This window comes from Streptomyces sp. NPDC026673 (genome assembly GCF_040638135.1).
Lineage (GTDB): Bacteria > Actinomycetota > Actinomycetes > Streptomycetales > Streptomycetaceae > Actinacidiphila.
Genome location: NZ_JBEZXR010000018.1, coordinates 84,250 through 107,005, shown reverse-complemented (window position 1 = coordinate 107,005; position 22,756 = coordinate 84,250). Strand labels below are relative to the sequence as shown.

The 22,756-nt window shown below is 72.2% G+C and carries 20 protein-coding genes, 1 tRNA gene and 1 pseudogene; 19 read left to right on the top strand and 3 right to left on the bottom strand.

What is annotated here, in order from left to right; all coding sequences use genetic code 11:
• Window positions 1–50 precede the first annotated feature (50 nt).
• The 13 genes and pseudogenes from AB0F62_RS15650 to AB0F62_RS15590 all read left to right on the top strand — a co-directional run.
• Window positions 51–719: pseudogene (locus tag AB0F62_RS15650) on the top strand (DUF1524 domain-containing protein); the annotation flags it as partial.
• A gap of 137 nt (window positions 720–856) precedes the next feature.
• Window positions 857–1,498 (top strand): SurA N-terminal domain-containing protein, encoded by a 642-nt coding sequence (locus AB0F62_RS15645; protein WP_361797895.1) that lies wholly within the window; start codon window positions 857–859, stop codon window positions 1,496–1,498.
• A 76-nt stretch (window positions 1,499–1,574) separates the two neighbouring features.
• Window positions 1,575–2,555 carry a nucleoside triphosphate pyrophosphohydrolase gene (locus tag AB0F62_RS15640; RefSeq protein WP_361797892.1) on the top strand — a complete coding sequence of 327 codons (981 nt, stop codon included), beginning with the start codon at window positions 1,575–1,577 and terminating at the stop codon, window positions 2,553–2,555.
• 65 nt (window positions 2,556–2,620) lie between these two features.
• Window positions 2,621–3,193, top strand: a complete 573-nt coding sequence (locus AB0F62_RS15635) for a DUF6479 family protein (protein ID WP_361797889.1) — start codon at window positions 2,621–2,623, stop codon at window positions 3,191–3,193.
• 259 nt (window positions 3,194–3,452) lie between these two features.
• A complete protein-coding gene (locus AB0F62_RS15630) occupies window positions 3,453–4,154 on the top strand; it encodes an endonuclease V (protein ID WP_361797886.1) in 702 nt (233 codons plus the stop codon).
• Window positions 4,147–5,421, top strand: a complete 1,275-nt coding sequence (locus AB0F62_RS15625) for a cytochrome P450 (protein WP_361797883.1) — start codon at window positions 4,147–4,149, stop codon at window positions 5,419–5,421. The genes AB0F62_RS15630 and AB0F62_RS15625 overlap by 8 nt, the downstream gene beginning before the upstream one ends.
• Before the next feature lie 116 nt (window positions 5,422–5,537).
• The gene (locus AB0F62_RS15620) at window positions 5,538–6,566 is read left to right on the top strand and encodes a transglycosylase family protein (protein WP_361797880.1); all 1,029 of its coding nucleotides are present in this window, start codon (window positions 5,538–5,540) and stop codon (window positions 6,564–6,566) included.
• A 181-nt stretch (window positions 6,567–6,747) separates the two neighbouring features.
• Window positions 6,748–8,028, top strand: a complete 1,281-nt coding sequence (gene eno, locus AB0F62_RS15615) for a phosphopyruvate hydratase (protein WP_361797877.1) — start codon at window positions 6,748–6,750, stop codon at window positions 8,026–8,028.
• An 85-nt stretch (window positions 8,029–8,113) separates the two neighbouring features.
• Window positions 8,114–8,611 carry a septum formation initiator family protein gene (locus AB0F62_RS15610; RefSeq protein WP_361797874.1) on the top strand — a complete coding sequence of 166 codons (498 nt, stop codon included), beginning with the start codon at window positions 8,114–8,116 and terminating at the stop codon, window positions 8,609–8,611.
• 30 nt (window positions 8,612–8,641) lie between these two features.
• A complete protein-coding gene (locus tag AB0F62_RS15605) occupies window positions 8,642–9,190 on the top strand; it encodes a DUF501 domain-containing protein (protein WP_361797871.1) in 549 nt (182 codons plus the stop codon).
• On the top strand, window positions 9,187–10,128 hold the full coding sequence (locus AB0F62_RS15600) for a Ppx/GppA phosphatase family protein (RefSeq protein ID WP_361797868.1): 942 nt from the start codon (window positions 9,187–9,189) through the stop codon (window positions 10,126–10,128). Before AB0F62_RS15605 ends, AB0F62_RS15600 begins: the two co-directional genes overlap by 4 nt.
• A 364-nt stretch (window positions 10,129–10,492) precedes the next feature.
• Window positions 10,493–11,863 (top strand): NAD(P)/FAD-dependent oxidoreductase, encoded by a 1,371-nt coding sequence (locus AB0F62_RS15595; protein WP_361797865.1) that lies wholly within the window; start codon window positions 10,493–10,495, stop codon window positions 11,861–11,863.
• Between the two features lie 196 nt (window positions 11,864–12,059).
• Window positions 12,060–13,385 carry a cyclopropane-fatty-acyl-phospholipid synthase family protein gene (locus AB0F62_RS15590; protein ID WP_361797862.1) on the top strand — a complete coding sequence of 442 codons (1,326 nt, stop codon included), beginning with the start codon at window positions 12,060–12,062 and terminating at the stop codon, window positions 13,383–13,385.
• Between the two features lie 120 nt (window positions 13,386–13,505).
• Here the strand turns inward: AB0F62_RS15590 and AB0F62_RS15585 are convergent, their stop codons facing one another.
• The gene (locus tag AB0F62_RS15585) at window positions 13,506–16,007 is read right to left on the bottom strand and encodes an FtsX-like permease family protein (protein WP_361797859.1); all 2,502 of its coding nucleotides are present in this window, start codon (window positions 16,005–16,007) and stop codon (window positions 13,506–13,508) included.
• Window positions 16,008–16,048: 41 nt separating this feature from the next.
• Window positions 16,049–16,819, bottom strand: coding sequence for an ABC transporter ATP-binding protein (locus AB0F62_RS15580; RefSeq protein WP_361797856.1), 771 nt, complete (start codon window positions 16,817–16,819; stop codon window positions 16,049–16,051).
• 363 nt (window positions 16,820–17,182) lie between these two features.
• Between AB0F62_RS15580 and AB0F62_RS15575 the strand changes: the two genes are divergently transcribed.
• From AB0F62_RS15575 to AB0F62_RS15555, 5 genes are all read left to right on the top strand, one after another.
• Window positions 17,183–17,265, top strand: a tRNA-Leu gene (locus AB0F62_RS15575).
• 248 nt (window positions 17,266–17,513) lie between these two features.
• Window positions 17,514–18,095 (top strand): hypothetical protein, encoded by a 582-nt coding sequence (locus AB0F62_RS15570; protein ID WP_361797853.1) that lies wholly within the window; start codon window positions 17,514–17,516, stop codon window positions 18,093–18,095.
• A gap of 46 nt (window positions 18,096–18,141) precedes the next feature.
• Window positions 18,142–18,624: a DUF6461 domain-containing protein gene (locus AB0F62_RS15565; protein WP_361797850.1), complete on the top strand. Its 483-nt coding sequence runs from the start codon at window positions 18,142–18,144 to the stop codon at window positions 18,622–18,624.
• A 155-nt stretch (window positions 18,625–18,779) separates the two neighbouring features.
• Window positions 18,780–19,175: a VOC family protein gene (locus AB0F62_RS15560; RefSeq protein WP_361797847.1), complete on the top strand. Its 396-nt coding sequence runs from the start codon at window positions 18,780–18,782 to the stop codon at window positions 19,173–19,175.
• A gap of 53 nt (window positions 19,176–19,228) precedes the next feature.
• Window positions 19,229–20,740: a metallophosphoesterase gene (locus AB0F62_RS15555; protein ID WP_361797844.1), complete on the top strand. Its 1,512-nt coding sequence runs from the start codon at window positions 19,229–19,231 to the stop codon at window positions 20,738–20,740.
• Between the two features lie 15 nt (window positions 20,741–20,755).
• On the opposite strand, the gene AB0F62_RS15550 is transcribed toward AB0F62_RS15555, so the two are convergent.
• A complete protein-coding gene (locus AB0F62_RS15550; RefSeq protein ID WP_361797841.1) occupies window positions 20,756–21,028 on the bottom strand; it encodes a hypothetical protein in 273 nt (90 codons plus the stop codon).
• Window positions 21,029–21,294: 266 nt separating this feature from the next.
• On the opposite strand from AB0F62_RS15550, the gene AB0F62_RS15545 reads away from it, so the two are divergent.
• On the top strand, window positions 21,295–22,590 hold the full coding sequence (locus tag AB0F62_RS15545) for an alkaline phosphatase (protein ID WP_361797839.1): 1,296 nt from the start codon (window positions 21,295–21,297) through the stop codon (window positions 22,588–22,590).
• The last annotated feature ends 166 nt before the right edge of the window (window positions 22,591–22,756 follow it).

The window sequence follows — 22,756 nt, the reverse complement described above, 5'->3', positions numbered from 1 at the left end:
GGTTACGGCCGTGCCTCATGTGCATCGCATCTATGAAGGAGCTGCAGATAACCCGCGACGACATACTCCGCCGCGACCTGACGGGCACCTCCTTCCGCGCCGACCGGGGCGGCGACTGCGTCGTCGCCTCGGGCACCCTCGACGACCCCTACACCGGCAAGGAGATCGGGTTCACGCGCGGCCGCAGCACGGTCGACATCGACCACGTCGTGGCGCTCAGCGACGCCTGGCAGAAGGGCGCGAAGTACTGGTCCCGCGACAAGCGCACGCAGATCGCCAACGACCCGCTGAACCTCCTCGCCGTCGACGGCCCGACCAACCGGGGCAAGGGCGACGGCGACGCGGCCACCTGGCTGCCGCCGGACAAGGGCTTCCGCTGCCCGTATGTGGCCCGCCAGGTCGCGGTGAAGAAGAAGTACGGGCTGTGGGTCACCGAGGCCGAGAAGGCCGCCATGACGAAGGTGCTGGACACCTGCCCCGACGAGCCCCTGCCGGACGCCGGCAGGCCGGTGGCGTCCGGCGGTGGGAACGGCGGGAACGGCGGCAGCGGCGGGGAGGACTCCGGCGACGGCAAGGACGGCACCGCCCCCGCAGCGGGTGACTCGTACGCGAACTGCGCCGCGGTACGGGAGGCCGGCGCGGCCCCGCTGCGCCGCGGCGACCCCGGCTACTCCAGGGCGCTCGACCGGGACGGCGACGGGGTCGCCTGCGACACCTGAGCTGCCGAGGATCGTTTGTGCAGTGTGTTGTGCAGAGTGCTGGATATCCCGGCGCCCCGCTCAATATCCTCGATCACTGCATCACAGCATCACTGCCAGGTCGTGCACCGTCGCTCGATCCCTTGCCGGGAGGCAAAATGCTCCGCCGCAGGACTGCGCTCTCCGCCACCGCCGCCGCAGCCGTGCTGCTCGCCGCGCCACTGCTGACCTCCTGCGGCACACCGCACGCCGGTGCCGCGGCGGTCGTGGACGGCAAGCAGATCACCGTGGAGACGGTCCAGGCGAAGGTCGCCGCCGTGCGCGCCGCGCAGGAGAAGTCGCCGCAGGCGGCGCAGCTCATCGAGGGCAGCAGCGACCTGCAGCGCAACGTCGTGCACCGGTTGGTGCAGAACCGGGTGATCGAGCGGGCCGCCGAGGACGTGGATGTCTCCGTCACCCGGCACGAACTCCAGGAGGCCCGCGGGGCGACCGAGCAGCAGGCGGGCGGCAAGGCGGCGCTGGAGGCCCAGCTGCTGCAGACCTACGCGATGGTGCCCGCCGACATCGACGAGAGCATCCGCACCGACCTGCTGATGCAGAAGGTCGCCGGCCACTACGGCGCCGACGTGCAGACCCCGGAGGGCCAGGCGGCGCTGATCAAGGTGCTGCGCGACACCTCGAAGAAGCTCCACATCGACGTCAACCCGCGCTACGGGAAGTGGAACTCCGACAAGCTCGACCTGGACGCCACCAAGGACCCGTGGCTGACCGAGGTGAGCCGCCGCACCGCCGGCGCCTAGGACGCACGGGGCCCGGGCCCGGTGGTACGCACGGGGCCGGGCCCGGCGCCGTCCCGGGGCGAGGTAGTTTCGACGGGTGGACCACTCCGATGACTCCGCCCGCCCGGGCCGCCTGGTACTGCTGACCACCACCCACCGGGTCGCCCCCGGCCTGCTCTCGTGGCCCGCCTGGGAGCTGCTGCGCGCCGCCGACCTCGTCGTCTGCCCCGACCCCGGGAATCCGCAGCTGCCGTACCTGCGCGAGGCCGGGGTCGCCGTCGAGCCGGCCGCGCCCACCGGACGGGAACTGGTCGACCTCACCGCGGACGGGCGCACCGTGGTCTACCTGACCGGCGGCGAGGGCGACGGCGCCGTCACCGACGAACTGGCCCGGCTCGGCGGTTCCGGCCGGGTCCGGATGCCCGACCTGGAGCTGCTGCCCGGCTCGTACGACCTGCCGGGCGCGCGGCTGCTCGACCTCGTGCAGGTGATGGACCGGATCCGCCGCGAGTGCCCCTGGAGCAGCGTCCGGACCAGCCAGGACCTGGTCAAGTACGGCATCGAGGAGATCTACGAGCTCGCCGAGGCCGCCGAGGAGGGCGATCGCGACGCGCTGCGCGAGGAGCTCGGCGACGTGCTGCTGCAGGTCGTGTTCCACGCGCGGATCGCGGAGGAGGACCCGGAGGAGCCGTTCTCCGTGGACGACGTGGCCGCCACCATCGTGGACAAGCTGATCCACCGGCATCCGCACGTCTTCGGCGACGAGGTCGCCGAGACGCCGGAGGACGTCCGGGCGCACTGGCTGCGCACCAAGGCGGTGGAGAAGGAGCGCGGCTCCGTCACCGAGGGCATCCCCCTCGGCCAGCCCGCGCTCGCGCTCGCCGCCAAACTCGGCTCCCGGGCCCGCCAGGCGGGCCTGACCGTCCCCGTCCCGGAGCGGGACGCCGCGGACACGGGTGACCGCCTGCTGGCGCTCGCGCTCGCCGCCCAGGCGGCCGGCATCGACCCGGAGTCCGCTCTGCGCGCCGCCGCGCGCCGCTACCGGGACGCGATCCTGGAGGCCGAGAAGCAGGCCTGACCTGCTGTGACGGGTCGTCCCCGGCTGTTCCGAGTGAGTTGGGGCAGATCGGGTAAATGGGTCATATGATGCGAGCACTGGAGCAGATCCAGCTGGCCGTGCCGCACGACTACATCGTCGGCATCGCGCCGCTGGTGGTGGGCATCTTCCTCGTCGGGATCCTTGTCGGCGCCGTGTCGATCGGGATGTGGGCCCGCAGCAAGGAACCGCCCCCCGAGCAGAAACCGCAGCCCCGCGGCGGGGCATGGCACACCCGCCAGGAATACGGCCGGGAGACCCCGGCCGATCACGGGCCCGGGCACCAGGAAGGCGAGCGGCACTCCCTCACCGAGTGGCGGGAACCGGACGAGTGGCCGCAGGACGGCGTCCGGCGGCTGCCGCACTCGCTGAAGGGCTTCGGGAACTGGGGCTCCCACGGCGTGAGCAGCCCCGAGGGCACCCGCACCCCGGCGGGCACCCGCAGTGCCGAGGGCACCCCCGGTCCGGCGGGCGCCCGCGGCCCCGAGGGCACCCGACGCCCCGAGGGCGGCACCCGTACCCCGGCGGGCGCCGCGGGCGGGGCCCCGGGCGGCGTCTCCAGAGGCGCCCCGACCCGTTCCGGTCCCGGACAGGAGGAGAGCGGCAAGGAAGAGCACTGAGCCGCGGCCACCGGGCCAAGCTGCGGGCCGCGGGCCGCGGGCCGCTCTGGGCAGTGTCGTCACACGCGCTCCCCCAGCTTCGCCGGGAGGTGCCCCCAGGCACGGCACTCCCTCCAGCCTTCGGCCGGGGGGAGTTGTCGAATCGTCCGAGTAGCCCACTACGAGGACGACTCTCCGACGTGCGATACCCCGCACCAGGCGGCACCTCCCGGCGGTAGCCGGGGGAGCTCCTGTGACGGCACGGCCTAGGGTGGCGGCCATGCGCATCGACGTACCGCACGCATGGCCGCGCGACGAGCAGGAGGCGCTGGCGCTGCAGGACCGGCTCCGCCCGCTGGCCGACCACAGCGGGCCCGGACCCCAAAGCCCCCGGTACGTGGCGGGGCTGGACGTCGCCTACGGCGGCGGCCACGGCGTCGAGGGCGACACCGTGGCCGCCGCCGTCGTCGTGCTCGACACCGCGACGCTGGCCCCCGTCGAGCAGGTCACCGCCACCGCCCGGGCCGGCTTCCCGTACATCCCCGGTCTCTTCGCCTTCCGGGAGCTGCCCGTGCTGATCGACGCGCTGGAGAAGCTCTCCGTCACGCCCGAACTGCTGCTCTGCGACGGCCAGGGGCTGGCGCACCCGCGCCGCTTCGGGCTCGCCTGCCACCTCGGGGTGCTCACCGGCCTCCCGGCCGCGGGAGTGGCGAAGACGCCCTTCGTCGGCGGCTGGGACCAGGACGCGCTCGGCGAGACCCGGGGATCGGCCGTGCCGCTGGTGGACGCGGGGGAGACCGTGGGCCGGGTCCTGCGGACGCAGACCGGGGTCAAGCCCGTGTACGTCTCGACCGGCCACGGCATCGACCTGGACACCGCCTGCCGGCATGTGCTCGCGCTCGCCCCGTCCTACCGCCTCCCGGAGACGACCCGCCTCGCCGACCGGCTCAGCCGCGACCGGCTAACGTCATGGGGTGCATGACAGCGTGACCCCCGAGACCGGCCCCCAGGGCATCCCGGCCGCCCCCGAACTCTTCACCTGGCAGTTCGCGACCGACCCGTACCCCGCGTACGCCTGGCTGCGCGAGCACTCCCCGGTGCACCGTACGACCCTGCCCAGCGGGGTCGAGGCGTGGCTGGTGACCCGGTACGCGGACGCCAGGCAGGCGCTCGCCGACGGGCGGCTCAGCAAGAACCCCGTCCACCACTCCGAACGCGCCCACGCCAAGGGCAAGGTGGGCATCCCGGGTGAGCGCAGCGCCGACCTGATGACGCACCTGCTCAACATCGACCCGCCCGATCACACCCGGCTGCGGCGGCTGGTCTCCAAGGCCTTCACCCCGCGCCGGGTGGCGGAGTTCGCCCCGCGGGTGCAGGAGCTCACCGACCGGCTGATCGACGGCTTCGCCGCCAAGGGCGAGGCGGATCTCATCCATGAGTTCGCGTTCCCGCTGCCGATCTACGCCATCTGCGACCTGCTGGGCGTCCCCGCCGAGGACCAGGACGACTTCCGCGACTGGGCGGGCATGATGATCCGGCACGGCGGCGGGCCGCGCGGGGGAGTGGCGCGCTCGGTGAAGAAGATGCGCGCCTACCTGCTGGAACTGATCCACCGCAAGCGCTCGGACCTCGGGGACGACCTGATCTCCGGGCTGATCCGCGCCAGTGACCACGGCGAGCACCTCACCGAGAACGAGGCCGCCGCGATGGCCTTCATCCTGCTCTTCGCGGGCTTCGAGACCACCGTCAACCTCATCGGCAACGGCACCTACACACTGCTGCGCCACCCGGAGCAGCGGCGGCTGCTCCAGGACTCCCTCGCCCGCGGCGAACGCGAGCCGCTCGGCACCGCCGTCGAGGAACTGCTGCGCTACGACGGCCCGGTGGAGCTGGCCACCTGGCGCTTCGCGACCGAACCGCTCACCGTGGGCGGTCAGTCCGTCGCCACCGGCGACCCGGTGCTCGTCGTCCTGGCGGCCGCCGACCGCGATCCGGCCCGCTTCGCCGACCCGGACGCCCTGGACCTGTCGCGCCGCGACAACCAGCACCTCGGGTACGGTCACGGCATCCACTACTGCCTCGGCGCCCCACTCGCCCGGCTCGAGGCGCAGTCCGCCCTGGCGACCCTGCTGACCCGGCTGCCGGACCTCCGACTGGCGGCGGATCCGGCCGACCTGAGATGGCGCGGCGGCCTGATCATGCGCGGTCTGCGGACGCTGCCGGTCTCCTTCACACCGGAAAGTGACTGACGTCGCGTCAGAACGTGATCTCGGCGTGATCCGTGAGACATCGACTTGTGATGCATGGGCCAAGACCACTACGGTCGGGCGCCATCGCAGTATTCGAAAGTGAAAGGCGATGGCGCATGCTGAAGTCCGGGAACGGCCGACACCGCAAGCCGCGTCAGGCCCCGACCGCGGTGGTCGCGGTCGCGGCGACCGGGGCGGGCCTCACGCTCCCCCTCTTCGCAGCGAGCGGCGCCAGCGCCGCCGACGCCAACAGCACCTGGAACGCGGTCGCCGTGTGCGAGAGCGGCGGCCTGTGGAGCGCCAACACCGGCAACGGCTTCTACGGCGGCCTGCAGATCACCGAGGAGACCTGGCAGCAGTACGGCGGCGATCAGTACGCGGAGCGTCCCGACCTCGCCAGCCGCAACGAGCAGATATCCGTGGCGGAGAAGATCCTCGGGGAACTCGGTCCGGACGCGTGGTCCGGCTGCGCCGACACCGCCGGCCTCACCGACGCCCTGAACGACCTCCTGCACGGCGGCGACGACGGTGCCACACCCGACCCGGGCGGCAGCACCGGCACCGGCGACGAGGGCACGAACGACACCGGCTCCGGCGACGGCACCACGGGCACCACCACCCCGGCCACCGGCGACGAGGACACGGCCGCCTCCGACGACGACGACAACACCGACAAGAGCCCCGACGCCTCCGCGACGTCTTCCACCGGGGGCAAGGTCAAGGGCGCCGGCAAGCACCGCAAGCCGGACGGCATCACCGGCGGCACCGCGACCCAGGACGCCGCCACGGGCTCGTCGGGCTCCGCGGGCACCCGGCCCGGCGCCTCGGGCCTGCCGGCCCACTTCGTCGAGGGCGAGGCCGCCTGGGGAGTCGTCCCGTTCGCCGCCGACACGCGCACGGACGCCAAGAAGGCCGACACGCGCACGGACGCCAAGAAGGCCGACACGAGCCGGGACAACGACGCCACCGCGAAGAGCACCACCGGCGGCCGCTACCTGGTGCAGGAGGGCGACTCGCTCTGCGAGATCGCGATGGAGCAGCACGTGCCGGGCGGCTGGCGCGGCCTGTACAACGCGAACCGCGACGTCATCGGCGACGACCCGAACGCGATCGCCGCCGGGCAGTACCTGAACCTGGGCCACTGAGCCGGCCGCGCGCCGCCGGGGCCGGGTGCCATCCCGCCCCGGCGGACGCCGGCTGACATCGGGCTGAACTTTCTCCTCCTTTCCCACCACGGGCATGTCCATCCCCCGAGCGTGCCCGGCCGGGGCTTTTCGGGTCGGTTAGGCTCATGCCGAAACGAAGAGACACCAGAAGGAGACTCACGTGCCGTCCATCGACGTCGTCGTAGCCCGGGAAATCCTCGACTCGCGAGGCAACCCCACCGTCGAGGTCGAGGTCGGCCTCGACGACGGCAGCACGGGCCGTGCAGCCGTCCCCTCCGGTGCGTCCACCGGTGCGTTCGAGGCCCTCGAGCTCCGCGACGGCGACAAGAGCCGTTACCTGGGCAAGGGCGTGGAGAAGGCCGTGCTGGCCGTCATCGAGCAGATCGGCCCCGAGCTGGTCGGCTACGACGCGACCGAGCAGCGCCTGATCGACCAGGCGATGTTCGACCTGGACGCCACCCCGGACAAGTCCTCCCTCGGCGCCAACGCCATCCTCGGCGTCTCGCTGGCCGTGGCCCACGCCGCCTCCGAGGCCTCCGACCTGCCGCTCTTCCGCTACCTGGGCGGCCCGAACGCCCACGTGCTGCCCGTCCCGATGATGAACATCCTGAACGGCGGCTCGCACGCCGACTCCAACGTGGACATCCAGGAGTTCATGATCGCCCCCATCGGCGCGGAGTCCTTCTCCGAGGCCCTGCGCTGGGGCGCCGAGGTCTACCACACCCTCAAGGCGGTCCTGAAGGAGCGCGGCCTGTCCACCGGCCTCGGCGACGAGGGCGGCTTCGCGCCCAACCTGGACTCCAACCGCGCCGCGCTGGACCTCATCGTCGAGGCGATCAAGAAGGCCGGCTACACCCCGGGCCAGGACATCGCGCTGGCGCTCGACGTCGCCGCCTCCGAGTTCTACAAGGACGGCGCCTACCAGTTCGAGGGCAAGGCGCTCTCCGCCGCCGAGCTCACCGCGTACTACGCCGAGCTGGTCGACGCCTACCCGCTGGTCTCCATCGAGGACCCGCTGTTCGAGGACGACTGGGACGGCTGGAAGACCATCACCGAGCAGCTCGGTGACAAGGTCCAGCTCGTCGGCGACGACCTGTTCGTCACCAACCCCGAGCGCCTGCAGCGCGGCATCGACAGCGGCACGGCCAACGCGCTGCTGGTCAAGGTCAACCAGATCGGCTCCCTGACCGAGACCCTCGACGCGGTCGAGCTGGCCCAGCGCAACGGCTACAAGTGCATGATGTCGCACCGTTCCGGCGAGACCGAGGACGTCACCATCGCCGACCTGGCCGTCGCCACCAACTGCGGCCAGATCAAGACCGGCGCCCCGGCCCGCAGCGAGCGCGTCGCCAAGTACAACCAGCTGCTGCGCATCGAGGAGATCCTCGACGACGCCGCGGTGTACGCCGGCCGCTCCGCGTTCCCCCGCTTCAAGGGCTGACGCCCTCCGGTGCCGCCCGCCGCACCCGCGGCGGGCGGCACCGTGCGGTAGGAACGGCCATGACGAACCCCCACCGGAGGTGCACGTGCCGGATCGCTTCTCCACCGCGACGCGCATCCGCGCCTTCGGCGCGCAGGCCCAGGCCCGCGTGTACCGGGCGGCCGGCCGGCCGAGGCCGTCGCTGTCCCGCGGCCGCAACCGCCTGACGGGCCGGGCCGCGCTGCTGGCGCTGGTCGTCTGCGCCCTCGTCGTGGCCCTCGCGTACCCCACCCGTCAGTACGTGGCGCAGCGCTCGCAGATCGCCGACCAGCGACGCCAGGCGGAGCAGGCCCGCAAGCGGGTGGACGAACTGCGGGAGGAGAAGGCCCGCTGGCAGGACCCGGAGTACGTCAAGGCGCAGGCCCGGGCCCGTCTGCACTACGTACTGCCGGGCGAGACGGCGTATACGGTGGTCAAGCCCACCGGGGCCGCGGCCCCCCAGGACCCCGGCGCCCGCCGCAGCGACAGCGCGGCCCGCCGCCCCTGGTACGCCAACCTGTGGGACGGCGTCGACCACGCGGACGCCGCCGCAGCACACCGTTGACGCAAGCCCCCGAAAGAGACACGCCCAGGCATGGACAAGCCCCCGCCGCAGACCGAGCACGCCCCGCCCACCGAGGCGGACATCGCCGCGTTCAAGGAGCAGCTCGGCCGCCCTCCGCGCGGCCTGCGGGCCATCGCCCACCGCTGCCCGTGCGGCAACCCGGATGTGGTGGAGACGGCCCCGCGCCTGGAGGACGGGACGCCCTTCCCGACCCTGTACTACCTGACCTGCCCGCGTGCCGCCTCGGCGATCGGCACCCTCGAGGCCGAGGGCGTTATGAAGGAGATGACGGCCCGCCTCGCCGAGGACGAGGAGCTCGCCGCCGCCTACCGCGCCGCGCACGAGGACTACATCGCCCGCCGCGACGCCATCGAGGTGCTGGAGGGCTTCCCCAGCGCCGGCGGCATGCCGGACCGCGTGAAGTGCCTGCACGTCCTGGTCGGCCACTCGCTGGCGGCCGGCCCCGGGGTCAACCCGCTGGGCGACGAGACGATCGCGATGCTCCCCGAGTGGTGGCGCAAGGGCCCGTGCGTGAGCCCCTGCGGCGGCACCGAGCAGGAGGAGGGGGACCGCCGGTGACCCGGGTCGCCGCCATCGACTGCGGTACCAACTCCATCCGCCTGCTCGTCGCGGACGCGGACCCCGCGACCGGCGAGATCAAGGACCTGGACCGCCGGATGACCATCGTGCGGCTCGGCCAGGACGTGGACCGCACCGGCCGGCTCGCCCCCGAGGCCCTGGAGCGGACCTTCGCGGCGTGCCGGGAGTACGCCGCCGTCATCGGGGAACTGGGGGCGAGCAGGGTCCGCTTCGTGGCCACCTCCGCGTCCCGCGACGCCTCCAACCGGGACGACTTCGTGCGCGGGGTCGTGGACATCCTGGGCGTCGAGCCCGAGGTGATCACCGGCGACCAGGAGGCGGAGTTCTCCTTCACCGGTGCCACCAAGGAGCTGACCGGACGGGACGACCTCCAGCGGCCGTTCCTGGTCGTCGACATCGGCGGCGGCTCGACCGAGTTCGTCGTCGGCGACGAACACGTCACCGCCGCCCGGTCCGTCGACGTCGGCTGCGTGCGGATGACCGAGCGTCACCTGGTGCGCGACGGCCAGGTCACCGACCCGCCCACCGCGGAGCAGATCGCCGCCATGACGCGGGACATCGACGCCGCCCTCGACCTCGCCGAGCGGACGGTCCCGCTGCGCGAGGCCCGCACCCTGGTCGGCCTCGCCGGCTCCGTGACCACGGTGGCCGCGATCGCGCTGGACCTGCCCGCGTACGACTGGGCCGCCATCCACCACTCCCGCATCCCGGTCGGGACCGTACGGGAGATCAGCGGACGTCTGCTGGCAGCCACGCACGCCGAGCGCGCCGCGATCCCGGTGATGCACCCGGGGCGGGTCGACGTGATCGGCGCCGGTGCCCTGGTGCTGCTCCGGATCATGGAACGGACGGGCGCGCGGGAGGTCGTGGTGAGCGAGCACGACATCCTCGACGGCATCGCCTGGAGTATCGCCTGAGCAGGGCGTTTACCATCTGAGCAGGGTTTCGGGGCGGGCGTGACACGCCCGCCCCGAAAAGTTCGTGAATTTCTTCACATGAAAGTTCCCGCCGGACGGCCCAACTTTCCAAGGCCAGAGGCTCCCGGGGCCCCCAAAACCCTTTGTGCGCAAGTGTTTCGCCTGTGTTGCGGGAGGCTTGCGGGGTGCCCACGGATGCCGATCGCCGCTGGTCGGAGGGGGCGCTCAACGCCTGTGCGGGGCGCCGGGTTCCCCATGACCGCTGTGGCCCTGGTCACGAAGCGGCGCAGTGTAGCAGAGGGCACCGGAAACCTTGTGAAGGGGCTCACGAGGTACCCCCGGGGGCGTGGTGAATACTCGAAGCATGAGCACCACGGAGCGTCCCAGGATCCTCGTAGTAGGCGGAGGGTACGTCGGCCTGTACGCGGCGCGGCGCATCCTCAAGAAGATGCGTTACGCGGAGGCGACGGTCACCGTCGTCGACCCCCGCTCTTACATGACGTACCAGCCCTTCCTGCCGGAAGCCGCCGCCGGCAGCATCTCCCCCCGCCACGTCGTGGTGCCGCTGCGCCGCGTGCTCCCCAAGGCGGAGGTCCTCACCGGCCGGGTCACCACCATCGACCAGGACCGCAAGGTCGCGCTCGTCGAGCCGCTCGTGGGCGAGTCCTACGAGCTGCCGTTCGACTACCTGGTGGTCGCGCTCGGCGCCGTCTCCCGCACCTTCCCGATCCCCGGCCTCGCCGAGCACGGCATCGGCATGAAGGGCGTCGAGGAGGCCATCGGCCTGCGCAACCACGTGCTGGAGCAGCTCGACAAGGCCGACTCCACCACCGACGAGGACGTCCGCCGCAAGGCGCTCACCTTCGTCTTCGTCGGCGGTGGCTTCGCCGGGGCCGAGACCATCGGCGAGGTCGAGGACATGGCCCGCGACGCGGCCAAGTACTACACGAACGTGAAGCGCGAGGACATGCGCTTCATCCTCGTCGACGCCGCGGACAAGATCCTCCCCGAGGTCGGTCCCGAGCTCGGCACCTGGGGCCTGGAGCACCTGCGCGAGCGCGGCATCGAGGTCTACCTCAGCACCTCCATGACCTCCTGCGTCGACAAGCACGTGGTGCTCGCCAACGGCCTGGAGGTCGACGCCTCCACCATCGTGTGGACCGCGGGCGTCAAGCCCAACCCGGCGCTCGCCAAGTACGGCCTGCCGCTGGGCCCGCGCGGCCACGTGGACACCGCCCCGACGCTGCAGGTCCAGGGCACCGACTACATCTGGTCCGCCGGTGACAACGCCCAGGTCCCGGACCTGGCCTCCGGTCCCGGCGCCTGGTGCCCGCCGAACGCCCAGCACGCGCTGCGCCAGGCCAAGGTGCTCGGCGACAACGTGGTGTCCGGCATGCGCGGCTTCCCGCAGAAGGAGTACAGCCACCCGAACAAGGGCGCGGTGGCCGGTCTCGGTCTGCACAAGGGTGTCGCCCTGATCCGCTTCGGCAAGCTGAAGCTGAAGTTCAAGGGCCGTCTGGCCTGGTACATGCACCGTGGCTACCACGGCATGGCGGTACCGACCTTCAACCGCAAGATCCGGGTCCTCGCCGACTGGACGCTCGCGATGTTCCTCAAGCGCGAGGTCGTCTCCCTCGGCGCCATCGAGAACCCGCGCGAGGAGTTCTACGAGGCCGCCAGGCCGGTTCCGGCCGCGGCGGTCAAGGCCGAGGCCGCCAAGGCCAAGGCCTCCTGAGCAGGTAGCAGTTCGGCCGAAGGGCGTCCGCCATCCGTGGGGCGGGCGCCCTTCGTCGTGCCCGTGTCCCTGGCCTGCGAGCTCCGGACATGAGATGGGTAGAGGTAAAGAAGCGGTAGGGCGGGAATGTCGTTGTATCCCACACCCGTTTCCAGCCCAGTGGACCCGTCTTCATGGAGGCACGGAGGTACGCGCCATGGCCGATACGGCCGGACGACTGACCGCCCTCGCCGAGCAGGCGCTCGGCTTCCCCTTCCCGCTGCGCGTCCGCGCGTGGGACGGCAGCGAGACCGGGCCGCCGGACGCCCCGACCCTGGTCGTACGGCATCGCAGGGCTCTGCGCCGGCTGCTGTGGAAGCCCGGCGAGCTCGGCCTGGCCCGCGGCTGGGTCTCGGGTGAACTGGACGTGGACGGCGACCTCTACGAGGCGCTGGACCGGCTCTCCGGCATCCTCTGGGAGCGGCCAGCCGAGGGCGACGGGGCGTCACCGCGCCGTCTGCTCGGCCTCGTACGGGACCCCGAGACCTACCGGCTCGCCCGCGAGGCGCTCGCCCTCGCCGGCCCGGGACTGCCACCGCCCCCGCCGCGGGAGGAGGTCCGCAGACGCAACGGCGTGCTGCACAGCCCGATCCGCGACCGGCAGGCGATCAGCCACCACTACAACGTCGGCAACGACTTCTACGAGCGAGTGCTCGGCCCGTCCATGGTCTACTCGTGCGCCTACTGGGAGGGGCCCGACGCGACCCTGGAGGACGCCCAGGCGGCCAAGCTCGACCTCATCTGCCGCAAGCTGGACCTGAGGCCCGGCCGGCGGCTGCTCGACGTCGGGTGCGGCTGGGGCTCCATGGTGATGCACGCCGCCGAGCACTACGGCGTCCACGCCACCGGCATCACGCTCTCCACCGAGCAGGCGTCCTACGCGCGCAAGCGCGTCGCGGACGCCGGCCTCACCGACCGCATCGACATCCGCGTCCAGGACTACCGGGCGGTCGACGACGGGCCGTACGACGCCATCTCGTCGATCGGCATGGCCGAGCACGTGGGCCACGAGCGCTACCGGGAGTACGCCGGAGTGCTCCATCGGCTGCTGCGGCCCGGCGGGCGGCTGCTCAACCACCAGATCGCCCGCCGGCCGTGGGCCGACGAGGACGCCTACCACGTCGACGAGTTCATCGACCGGTACGTCTTCCCCGACGGCGAGCTGGCCCCGGTCGGCTCCACCGTCTCCCGGCTGGAGGAGGCCGGGCTCGAGGTGCGCGACGTGGAGGCGATCCGCGAGCACTACGCCCTGACCCTCCGCCAGTGGGTCACCAACCTGGAGACCCACTGGCCCGAGGCCGTCCGGCTCGCCGGCGCCGGCCGCGCCCGGGTCTGGCGGCTCTACATGGCGGCGTCCGCGCTCGCCTTCGAGCAGAACCGCATCGGCGTCAACCAGGTGCTCGCCGTCCGCCCGACGAAGGACGGCGGCTCCGGGATGCCGCGCACCCGGGCCGAGTGGCTGGGCCTGGGCAAGGGGGCCTGACAAGGGCGGGGCGGGGGCCGCCCCCGCCCCCCCCCCCCCCCCTACCCCCCCCCCCGGGCGGGGCGGGGCCCCCCCCGGCCCCCGCCCCGCCCTTTCCCGCCCCGCCGGTCCTCGCGTCGGCTACTCGGCCTTGATGCTCTCCAGCATGTGCAGCCGGGCCGCCCGCCGGGCCGGCCACAGCGCGGCCAGCACGCCCACCACGGCGGCGATGGCGAGGAACACCCCGATCCGGTCCCAGGGCAGCACCAGCGCGTAGCTCGACAGATCCGCCCGGATGAGGCCGCCGACGGCCCAGGCGAGGAACACGCCGAGGCCGATGCCCAGTACCGCGCCGAAGAGCGAGATCACCAGCGACTCCAGCCGGATCATCCGCTTGACCGCGGACCGGTCCAGCCCGATCGCCCGCAGCATGCCGATCTCGTGCTTGCGCTCGAAGACCGACATTGCCAGGGTGTTGACCACCCCGAGCACCGCCACCAGCACGGCCATGGCGAGCAGCCCGTAGAGGATGTTCAGCATCAGGTCGATCGTGGAGCTGATCTCGCGGGAGGTGTCCGCCTTGTCCTGCACCTTGACGACCGGGTTCCCGCCGAGCGCCTTCACCAGGGCGTCGCGGTTCGCCTCGTCCGCGCCGCCGGCCATCTTCACCAGCACCCGCATGTCCCCGGCCTTCGGGGTGTGCGGGGTGACCGTGGCGTTGTCCACGATCACGCCGTTGATGAGGTCGCCGCCCTCGTAGACGCCGCCGATCGTCAACCGCCCCTTGGTGCCGTCGGCGTAGCGCACCGGCACGCTCTGCCCGGCGTGCCAGCCGCGCCGCTTGGCGGTGTCGGTGTCCACGACCACCGACTCGCCGTGCACCGCCGCCAGGGAGCCGTGGACGAAGTCCAGCGACAGCAGCCGCCCGATCTGCGGCGCGTCGACGCCGGTGATCCACTCGGTCTCGCCGCCCAGCTCCGTGCGCGCGTTGCGCAGCGCGCTGGAGACGGTGACGCCGTCGAGAGCGGCGACCTGCTCGGCCACCTCGGGGGAGAGCTCCTGGTAGGTGGCCATCGAGATCTGGTAGTCGGACTTCAGATGGGCGGCCGCCAGCTCGTCGACCGTGCTCTTGACGGAGGTGGCCACCACGGTCAGTGCGGTGATCAGGGTCAGCCCGATCATCAGGGCGGACGCGGTCGCGGCGGTACGCCGCGGGTTGCGCACCGCGTTCTGCCGGGCGAGCTTGCCCGTCACGCCGAGGGGCCGCAGCAGCGGTCCGGCCGCGGCGATCACCGGCCGGGACAGCAGCGGGGTGAGGACGAAGACGCCTACCAGCAGCAGCGCCGCGCCGCCGCCCAGAACCGTGTTGCCGTTCTCCTTCAGCCCGGAGCCGACCAGCACCAGGGCGATGCCCGAGGCCGACAGGAGCGCGCCGAGGGTGTTGCGCAGGACGAGGCCCTTGACCGTGGCCGGGGCGTGCACACTGCCCATCGCCGCCACCGGCGGGATCTTGGCGGCGCGGCGGGCCGGCAGCCATGCGGCGAGCACGGTGACGCCCACGCCGACCGCGAGCGCCGCGCCGGCCGTGCCCGGCTGGACGACCAGCGAGCCGTCGGGCAGTGTCGCGCCGGTCGAGGCGAGCACCGTGCGCATCACGGCCGCGATGCCGATGCCCAGCAGGAACCCGGTGAACCCGGCCACCACGCCCACGACGAGCGCCTCCACCAGGACCGACCGGGTCACCTGGCGGCGGCTCGCGCCGACCGCGCGCAGCAGGGCCAGCTCCTTGGTGCGCTGGGCGACCAGCATCGTGAAGGTGTTGGCGATGATGAAGATGCCGACGAAGAGCGCGATGCCGGCGAAGGTCAGCAGCGTGGTGTTGAAGCTGCCGAGGTCGTCGGCGATCTGCCGAGCCTCCTGGTCGGCCAGCTTCCCGCCGGTCGTCGCGGAGGCGTCCTCGGCGTGGCGCGGCAGCAGCTTCTCGACCTCGGCCCGCAGCGCGGACTCCGTGGTGCCGGGTGCCGCCTTGACGTCGATCTCGTCGTACGTGCCCGGCTTGGCGAAGAGCTTCTGCGCCGTGGCGGTGTCGAAGAGCACCAGGCTGCCGCCGGCGGCCACATTGCCGTCGTCGGTGGTGAAGACACCGGTGACCTTCTGCTCCATGACCGGTCCGTCGACCGACATCCGTACGGTGTCGCCGACGGTGTAACCCGTCCGCTCCGCCGTCCTGGAGTCGAGCGCGACCTCGGAGGAGCTCCGCGGGGGGCGTCCCTCGTGTATCGGGTAGCGGTCCTCCCCGGCGTAGTTGCCGCCGCGGGTGGACCAGCCGTCGCCGACCAGCCGGCCCTTCTTGTCGGCGACCGCGGTGAAGCCGGTGACGGTGGCGGTGGTGGACTCGGCGCCGGGCAGCCGGTCGATCTCGTCCAGCAGCCGCTGGGGGAGCGGGTGGTCGGTGTCCCCGGGGGTGACGGCGACCGACACGTCGGCGTAGCTCTTGGCGGAGGCCTTGCGGAAGGCGTCGCCGATGGTGTCGGTGAACACCAGGGTGCCGGAGACGAAGGACACGCCGAGCATCACGGCGAGCACGGTCATCAGCAGTCTGGCCTTGTGCGCGAGGACATTGCGCAGGGCGGTACGGAACATGGCAGGCGGGGTCTCTCGGTCGTCTCGGTGTCGGCGGTCGGTCAGCTGGTGCGGCCCTTGGCGTCGAAGCGCTTCATGCGCTCCAGCACCGTGTCCGCGGTCGGGCCGTGCAGTTCGTCGACGATCCGCCCGTCCGCGAGGAAGACCACGCGGTCGGCGTAGGAGGCGGCGACCGGGTCGTGGGTGACCATGACGACCGTCTGGCCGAGCTCCTTCACGGAGTTGCGCAGGAAGCCGAGGATCTCCGCGCCGGAGCGGGAGTCGAGGTTGCCGGTCGGCTCGTCGGCGAAGATGATCTCCGGCCGGCTCGCCAGCGCCCGGGCGACGGCGACGCGCTGCTGCTGGCCGCCCGACAACTGCGACGGCCGGTGGGACAGCCGCCCCGACAGGCCGACGGTCTCGACGATCCGGTCGAGCCACTTCTTGTCGACCTTGCGTCCCGCGATGTCCATCGGGAGCGTGATGTTCTCGGCGGCGGTGAGCGTCGGCAGCAGGTTGAACGCCTGGAAGACGAAGCCGATCTTGTCCCGGCGCAGGGTGGTGAGCTGCTTGTCCTTCAGCGTGGACAGCTCGGTCTCCCCGATCCGCGCCGAGCCGGACGAGACCGTGTCGAGCCCCGCCATGCAGTGCATCAGCGTGGACTTGCCCGAGCCCGAGGGGCCCATGATCGCGGTGTACTCGCCGGTGCGGAACTCGACCGACACCGCGTCGAGCGCGACGACCCGGGTCTCGCCCTCCCCGTAGACCTTGCTCAGGTCGGTGGCGCGGGCGGCCGTGGCCGTGGCGGTGGGGTGTGCGGTGGTGGTGGTCACGGCACGCTGCTCCTGTCGGGACGGGGGAGTCGATCGGACCCCTCCATCGTCCCGACGCGGGACGTCGCCGGGATCCGCCCACAACCTGGTTCCGCAGGCAGTCCCGAGAGGTACGCGGCGACCCCTCCGTCCTACTTGGGGATGACGGGCACCCTGGGATCCCACCCGAGGGTGGAAGCGATTTCGCGTCATGTGCAGCGGGCCCGGTCCGTCGCCCGGACCGCCCCGGGCCTGTGCTTTCCTCCGAGCGGCGGCGATCTGACGTGCCGTCAGGCACCCTTAAAATCAGACAACATGACGAATCCTGGGCCCTGTGGCACCCACCTCGCCGGATAGGCTCGTACCGCGCTCTCGCGCCGCCATGCCCGGATGGTGGAATGCAGACACGGCGAGCTTAAACCTCGCTGCCCCTTGCGGGCGTACCGGTTCGAATCCGGTTCCGGGCACTCACTCCTTCATCTGCGCCGACGTCGACCAGCCGGCTGCGTACCCCTTCTCGATCCGCAGCGGTGGCGATCCTCCGGGGCGCCGGGCCCACCGCCCGTCCGTGAGCCGGGCGCCGCACGGTTCAGGCCAACTCGCCGAAGTTCCCGGGATCCGACAACGGAAACGCGTCGGAGTGGGGTTTGGGGCGTGGGAGGGGCGTGGACGCGACTCCCGTGACCTGATCGACAGCCTGCGAGGAGCCTTGTCCATGACCCGGATGAAGAAGTACGTGACGGCCGCGGTGGTAGCGGCGGCGTTGACAGGGGTGCCAGTGGTGGCGCAAGCGCTGAAGCCGGCCCAGGCGCAGGGCAAGGCGGCGGCTCCCCTCACCGCTGGCGCCGCCGCTTATACCGCGAAGGCCCGGACCGCGCGGATCGTGCGGCCTGGTGAGCGCGTCCACGCGGCCCCCGGTGTCGAGCTGTGGCTCACCCGGGAGGGCAAGCACTGGACCACCCCCGACATGCCCGAGGGGCAGTTCCGCAGCGTGGTGGACGGCAACATCGACCGCGACGAGCCCAACGTGTCGCTGCAAGCCGAAACCGTGGGCGAGCAGTTCTTCCTGTCCGGGGTGTACGTCGCCCCGGACAGCGCGGCCAAGGTCGAGGTCGTCACCGACGACGGAACGGTCACCGGCACCGTCGTGCGGCTGCCGGGGCACCCGGGATGGGGCGCCTGGTACGCCACCACGCCCACCCCCAGGCCGCTTCCGGCGCCGGTGGGCCGCTACTTCCACAGCGTCACCGTCCTCGACGCCGCCGACCACCCCCTCGCCACGCTGACCATGCCGTAGCGGTCCGGACCGCCGGGGACCGGGGACCGGCCGCCCGGCTTCCCCGGTGAGGATCGATCCGCGGACGGGCCGGCAGGCGACTGCCGGCCCATCCGCCCGCCACTCCTCCCGTGGGCGCCACCGGTGCGGCGCGGCTGGGCACCTGCGGCGGGTGGGCGTTCGCCATGGAGCACCTGAGCGCCGAGGGCATGGAGCGGCAGACGCTGCGCGATGTCTCCCGGGGACGGAGGCGGTCGTGTACCTCAACAGCGGCACCCCGCCGCAATGGTTCCTGTACGCCGAGGACGGCCGCGTCGTGGGTGACTTCGAACCGGGCGTCGAGGCCGGCCAACTCGGCGGGGAGGACCCCGGCCGGCTGGTGCCGGCCCTGCAGGAGGCGGGCCTGCTGCTCCCCGACGGCACCTCGGCGCCCGATGCCAACGCGGAGTCCGGGATCCTCGAGATGGGCGAACGCCACTTCGGTCTGACCCTTCCCCGTGAGGCCGTGGAGCACGGCACCCTCGCCGCGGTGAGCCTCTCCCCCTTCTAGAGCCTGTTGTCGAAATTCCCGCCCGCCGTCGCGCCGGCGCCTTCCCCCCGGTGCCGGATCCGGCTCAACGATCGTGTGCCGATCATGCCTTGATCGCGGACCGCTTCGGGCGGATCGTGGAGGACGTCCACGGCACACCACACCCTGGAGGAGACATGACCGTGCTGCGCGTGAAGGCCTTCGACCACCTGGTCCTCAACGTGGGGGACGTCGAGCGGTCCCTGGCGTTCTACACCGGGCCGCTCGGACTGGAACCGGTGCGGGTGGACGAATGGCGGGCAGGGAAGGCCCCGTTCCCCTCGGTGCGGATCAGCCCGGAGACCATCATCGACCTGGTCGCCGGGCCCCGCGGCGAGTCCAACGTCGACCACATCTGCCTCACCGTGGAACCGCTGGACTGGGAGGAGGTCATCGCCTCGGGGGTCTTCACGGTCCTCGAGGGCAACGTCCGGCGCTTCGGCGCCCGCGGCTCCGCCATGTCGACCTACGTCCGGGACCCGGACGGCAACACGGTGGAACTGCGCTGGTATCCGGAGGACGTTGAGGCCTGAGCGTCGCGTCGGGCGCCGGCGTCGGCGCCCGACGCGGTTGCTACAGTGCGCCCGTGTCCGACTCCTCACGTGAATCCCTGGCCGGCGCCGGCTGGGAGGACCAGCGGCCCGGCGCCTACCGGGAGTTGATGCCGGCCCGCGTGGTCAACCTGTCGTGGCTGGACCCGGCGACCCTGTGGAAGGCCCGCAACGGCCCGCTCGCCTCGCTGTTCGGCGACCCGACGGGCCGGGACCGGCAGCGCTGGGTGAGCGGTCAGCGGGAGCGGGGAGCGGCCGACGCGGACCTGGTGATCGAACGGGACGACCCCGACACCTTCTCCTTCCTGCTCCTCGGGGACACCGGCGAGGGCGACGACCCGCAGTACGCCGTCGTACCGGGGATGCTGAAGGCGGGCACCGGCACGCGCTACGCCGTGATCTGCAGCGACGTGCTCTACCCCGTCGGCAGCGCCGACGAGTACGACACGAAGTTCTTCCGGCCCTACCGGGACTACGGCGCGCCCATCTACGCCATCCCCGGGAACCACGACTGGTACGACGGGCTCACCGGCTTCATGCGGGTCTTCTGCCGGGCCCCCGCCCTGCCGCCCGCCCCGCGTCCCCGGGCGCTGACCCCGGCCTGGTGGCGCACCCTGCTCTGGGCGAAGCCCGAAGTGCCGGACGACGCCCGCCTCGACGAGGCCCGGCGGATGCGCTCCGCGCCCTCGCAGACGGCGTCCCAGCCGGGCCCGTACTGGGCGATCGACTCGGGGCCGATACGGATCATAGGCATCGACACCGGGCTGCTCGGCGACCTCGACAGGGAGCAGGGCGAGTGGCTGCGCCGGGTCTCCCTGGGGCCCCGGCCCAAGATCCTCGTCACCGGTTCCCCGATCTACGTGGACGGCGAGCACCGCCCGTGCGCCATCGAGGGCGGCGGCACGGTCGACGAGGTCGTCCGCGACCCGGAGCGCAACTTCGTCGCCGTGATCGGCGGCGACATCCACAACTACCAGCGCTACCCGGTGGACGTGGACGGCCGCAGGATCGAGTACGTCGTCTCCGGCGGCGGCGGCGCCTTCATGCACGCGACCCACACGATCCCCAGGGTGGAGGTCGGCGGCGTCACCGAGGACCGGTTCCGCTGCTACCCGATGCGCGGCGACTCCCTCGCCTTCTACAGCCGGCTCTACGGCCGCCGGCTCCACCTGCGCCGGCTGTTCGACCTGACCCCGGACGAGGCGTCGGCGGTTCTCGCCCGGCGGCTCGGCATGAAGGCGATCCGGGTCACCGACGCGCCCGTGACGCTGCGGACCCGCTTCGTCGCGAGCGTCCTGGGCGCGCCGGCCCGCCCGGACCGCAGGCGCCGGGTGCGCCTGCCCGTCCGCCGGATGCTGACGCGGCTGCTCTCCCCGGGCTCGGCGACGTACAGCCCGCCGTTCTTCAAGAGCTTCCTGCGGTTCGACGTCGGACCGGCCGCCGTGAGGGTGCGCTGCTTCGCCGCCACCGGGCTGCGCGAGCACGAACTGGATCCGCCGGTCGAGGACGACTTCACCATCCCCTTGCCGGGCGCGGACGGAGGGTGAACCGGGGCGGCCCGGTCAGGGCGCCGCGGGGCCGCCGGGATCTCCGGGCAGGCGCTTGCCCGGGGGCGGCATGCCCGGCACGTGCCCGATCCAGCCGCGGAGCACCACGCAGGCCACGGGCGGGACGAGAACCATGGCGAGGAGCCACAGCACCATCGTCAGGGGTGAGATGGCGTAGTACTGCACGCGCGTCGGCAGGAGCGCGACCGACGCCAGACCGAGGACCAGCGCCGCCCAGGTGCCCGGGACGACGGGCGCGGCCTGGGACACCATCACCGCGATGCGCACACGGTGCTCCCGCCGAGCCTCTCGCCACAGCCGCTCGCAACGCCCCGGAACCGCCGTGGGCTGGGCGAACGCCGTCGGCGCGGCCGGGCGTGAACCGGGCGTGGACCGGGTGCCTCCGCGACCTGTACGGACAAGTTCATGCCCCAGGCTTTACCGTTACCTGAAGGTCCCGTCGCGCAGAGGACATCTGATCGTCGTCAAGCTTCCCCCTGGGGCTCCTAAGTTCACGCCCAAGCAATAGCAAGCAGTGAACAACGGAGGTCGTTGTGTCCGAGGGTGTTCGCAGGGCCCGGCGGTACGCCGCGCCGGTGGCGGCCGCTGCCGCCGCCGCGGTGGTGACCATGGTCGTCAACCCGACGCTGGGCGCGTCGGCGTCGGCTCCGCAGGCCGCGGCCAAGGGCAAGGCCCCGGCTGCGAAGAACGTGATCTTCATCAACGGCGACGGCATGGGTGCCGCCGCCCGGCAGGCCGCGCGCCTGCACCTGACCGGCCTGAACGGCCAGCTCGCGATGGACAAGCTCCCCTACTCGGGCCAGCTGACCACCGAGCCGGACGACCCGAAGGCCGTCGTCACCGACTCCGCCGCCGCCGCGACCGCGTGGGCCACCGGCGAGAAGACCTACAACGGCGCGATCAGCGTCGACGTGGACGGCAACCCGCTGGCCACCCTGGGCCAGCAGGCCAAGGCCGCCGGCAAGGCCACGGGCCTGGTCACGACCGCGCAGGTCACCGACGCGTCCCCGGCCGCCTTCTTCTCCAGCACCGCCAACCGGTCGGCGCAGGACGAGATCGCGCGCCAGTACATCGAGGTCAGCAAGCCCGACGTCATCCTGGGCGGTGGCGAGGACTGGTGGCTGCCCGCGGGCAGCCCCGGCGCCTTCCAGGACAAGCCCGCCGAGGACACCTCCGAGGCGAGCAAGGGCACCAAGGGCGACCTGATCAAGAAGGCCGAGAAGGCCGGCTACTCCTACGTCTCCAGCGCGGACCAGCTGAACCGCGCCAAGGGCGGCAAGCTCCTGGGCCTCTTCGCCAACGAGGAGATGTTCCAGCAGCGTCCCGAGGGCCAGGGCGACGTGTACAACCCCGTGGTCGGCCTGTCCACCATGACCAGCAAGGCCCTGAGCACGCTGGACAAGAACAAGAAGGGCTTCTTCCTCATGGTCGAGGAGGAGGGCACCGACGAGTTCGCGCACTCCAACAACGGCGCCCGCGTCCTGCAGTCCATGCAGGAGCTGGAGAAGGCCGTCGCGGTGGCCCGCGCCTACGTGGCCACCCACCCCGACACCCTCCTGGTCGTCACCGGTGACCACGAGACCGGCGGCCTGGCCGTCGAGGAGGCCGACGCCGCCGACGAGTCCGGCGACGGCATCTCCGCCGAGGACGGTCCGTTCGCCATCCGCGGCAGCGACAAGAAGTTCTACATCGACTGGACCACCTCCGGTCACACCGGTGTGGACGTGCCCGTCACCGCGGCCGGCCCGCTCGCGAACCGCTTCACCGGCAAGCACGCCAACACCTACGTGCACGACGTGCTGAGCGAGATCCTGGCGCCCCGCCGCTGAGCGCGGATCCAGGTCCGGCGGATGCCGGGGAGGGGCCCGGCCCCTCCCCGGCATCCGCCGTTCGGGCCAGGGCGGTGTGGCGGCCGTCCGACGGGAAAGCCGTGGTGGCAGGGCGTGCCGGGTGTGGTAAAAGATCCTCCTTGAGGACTAGCCGACACGCTTTGCC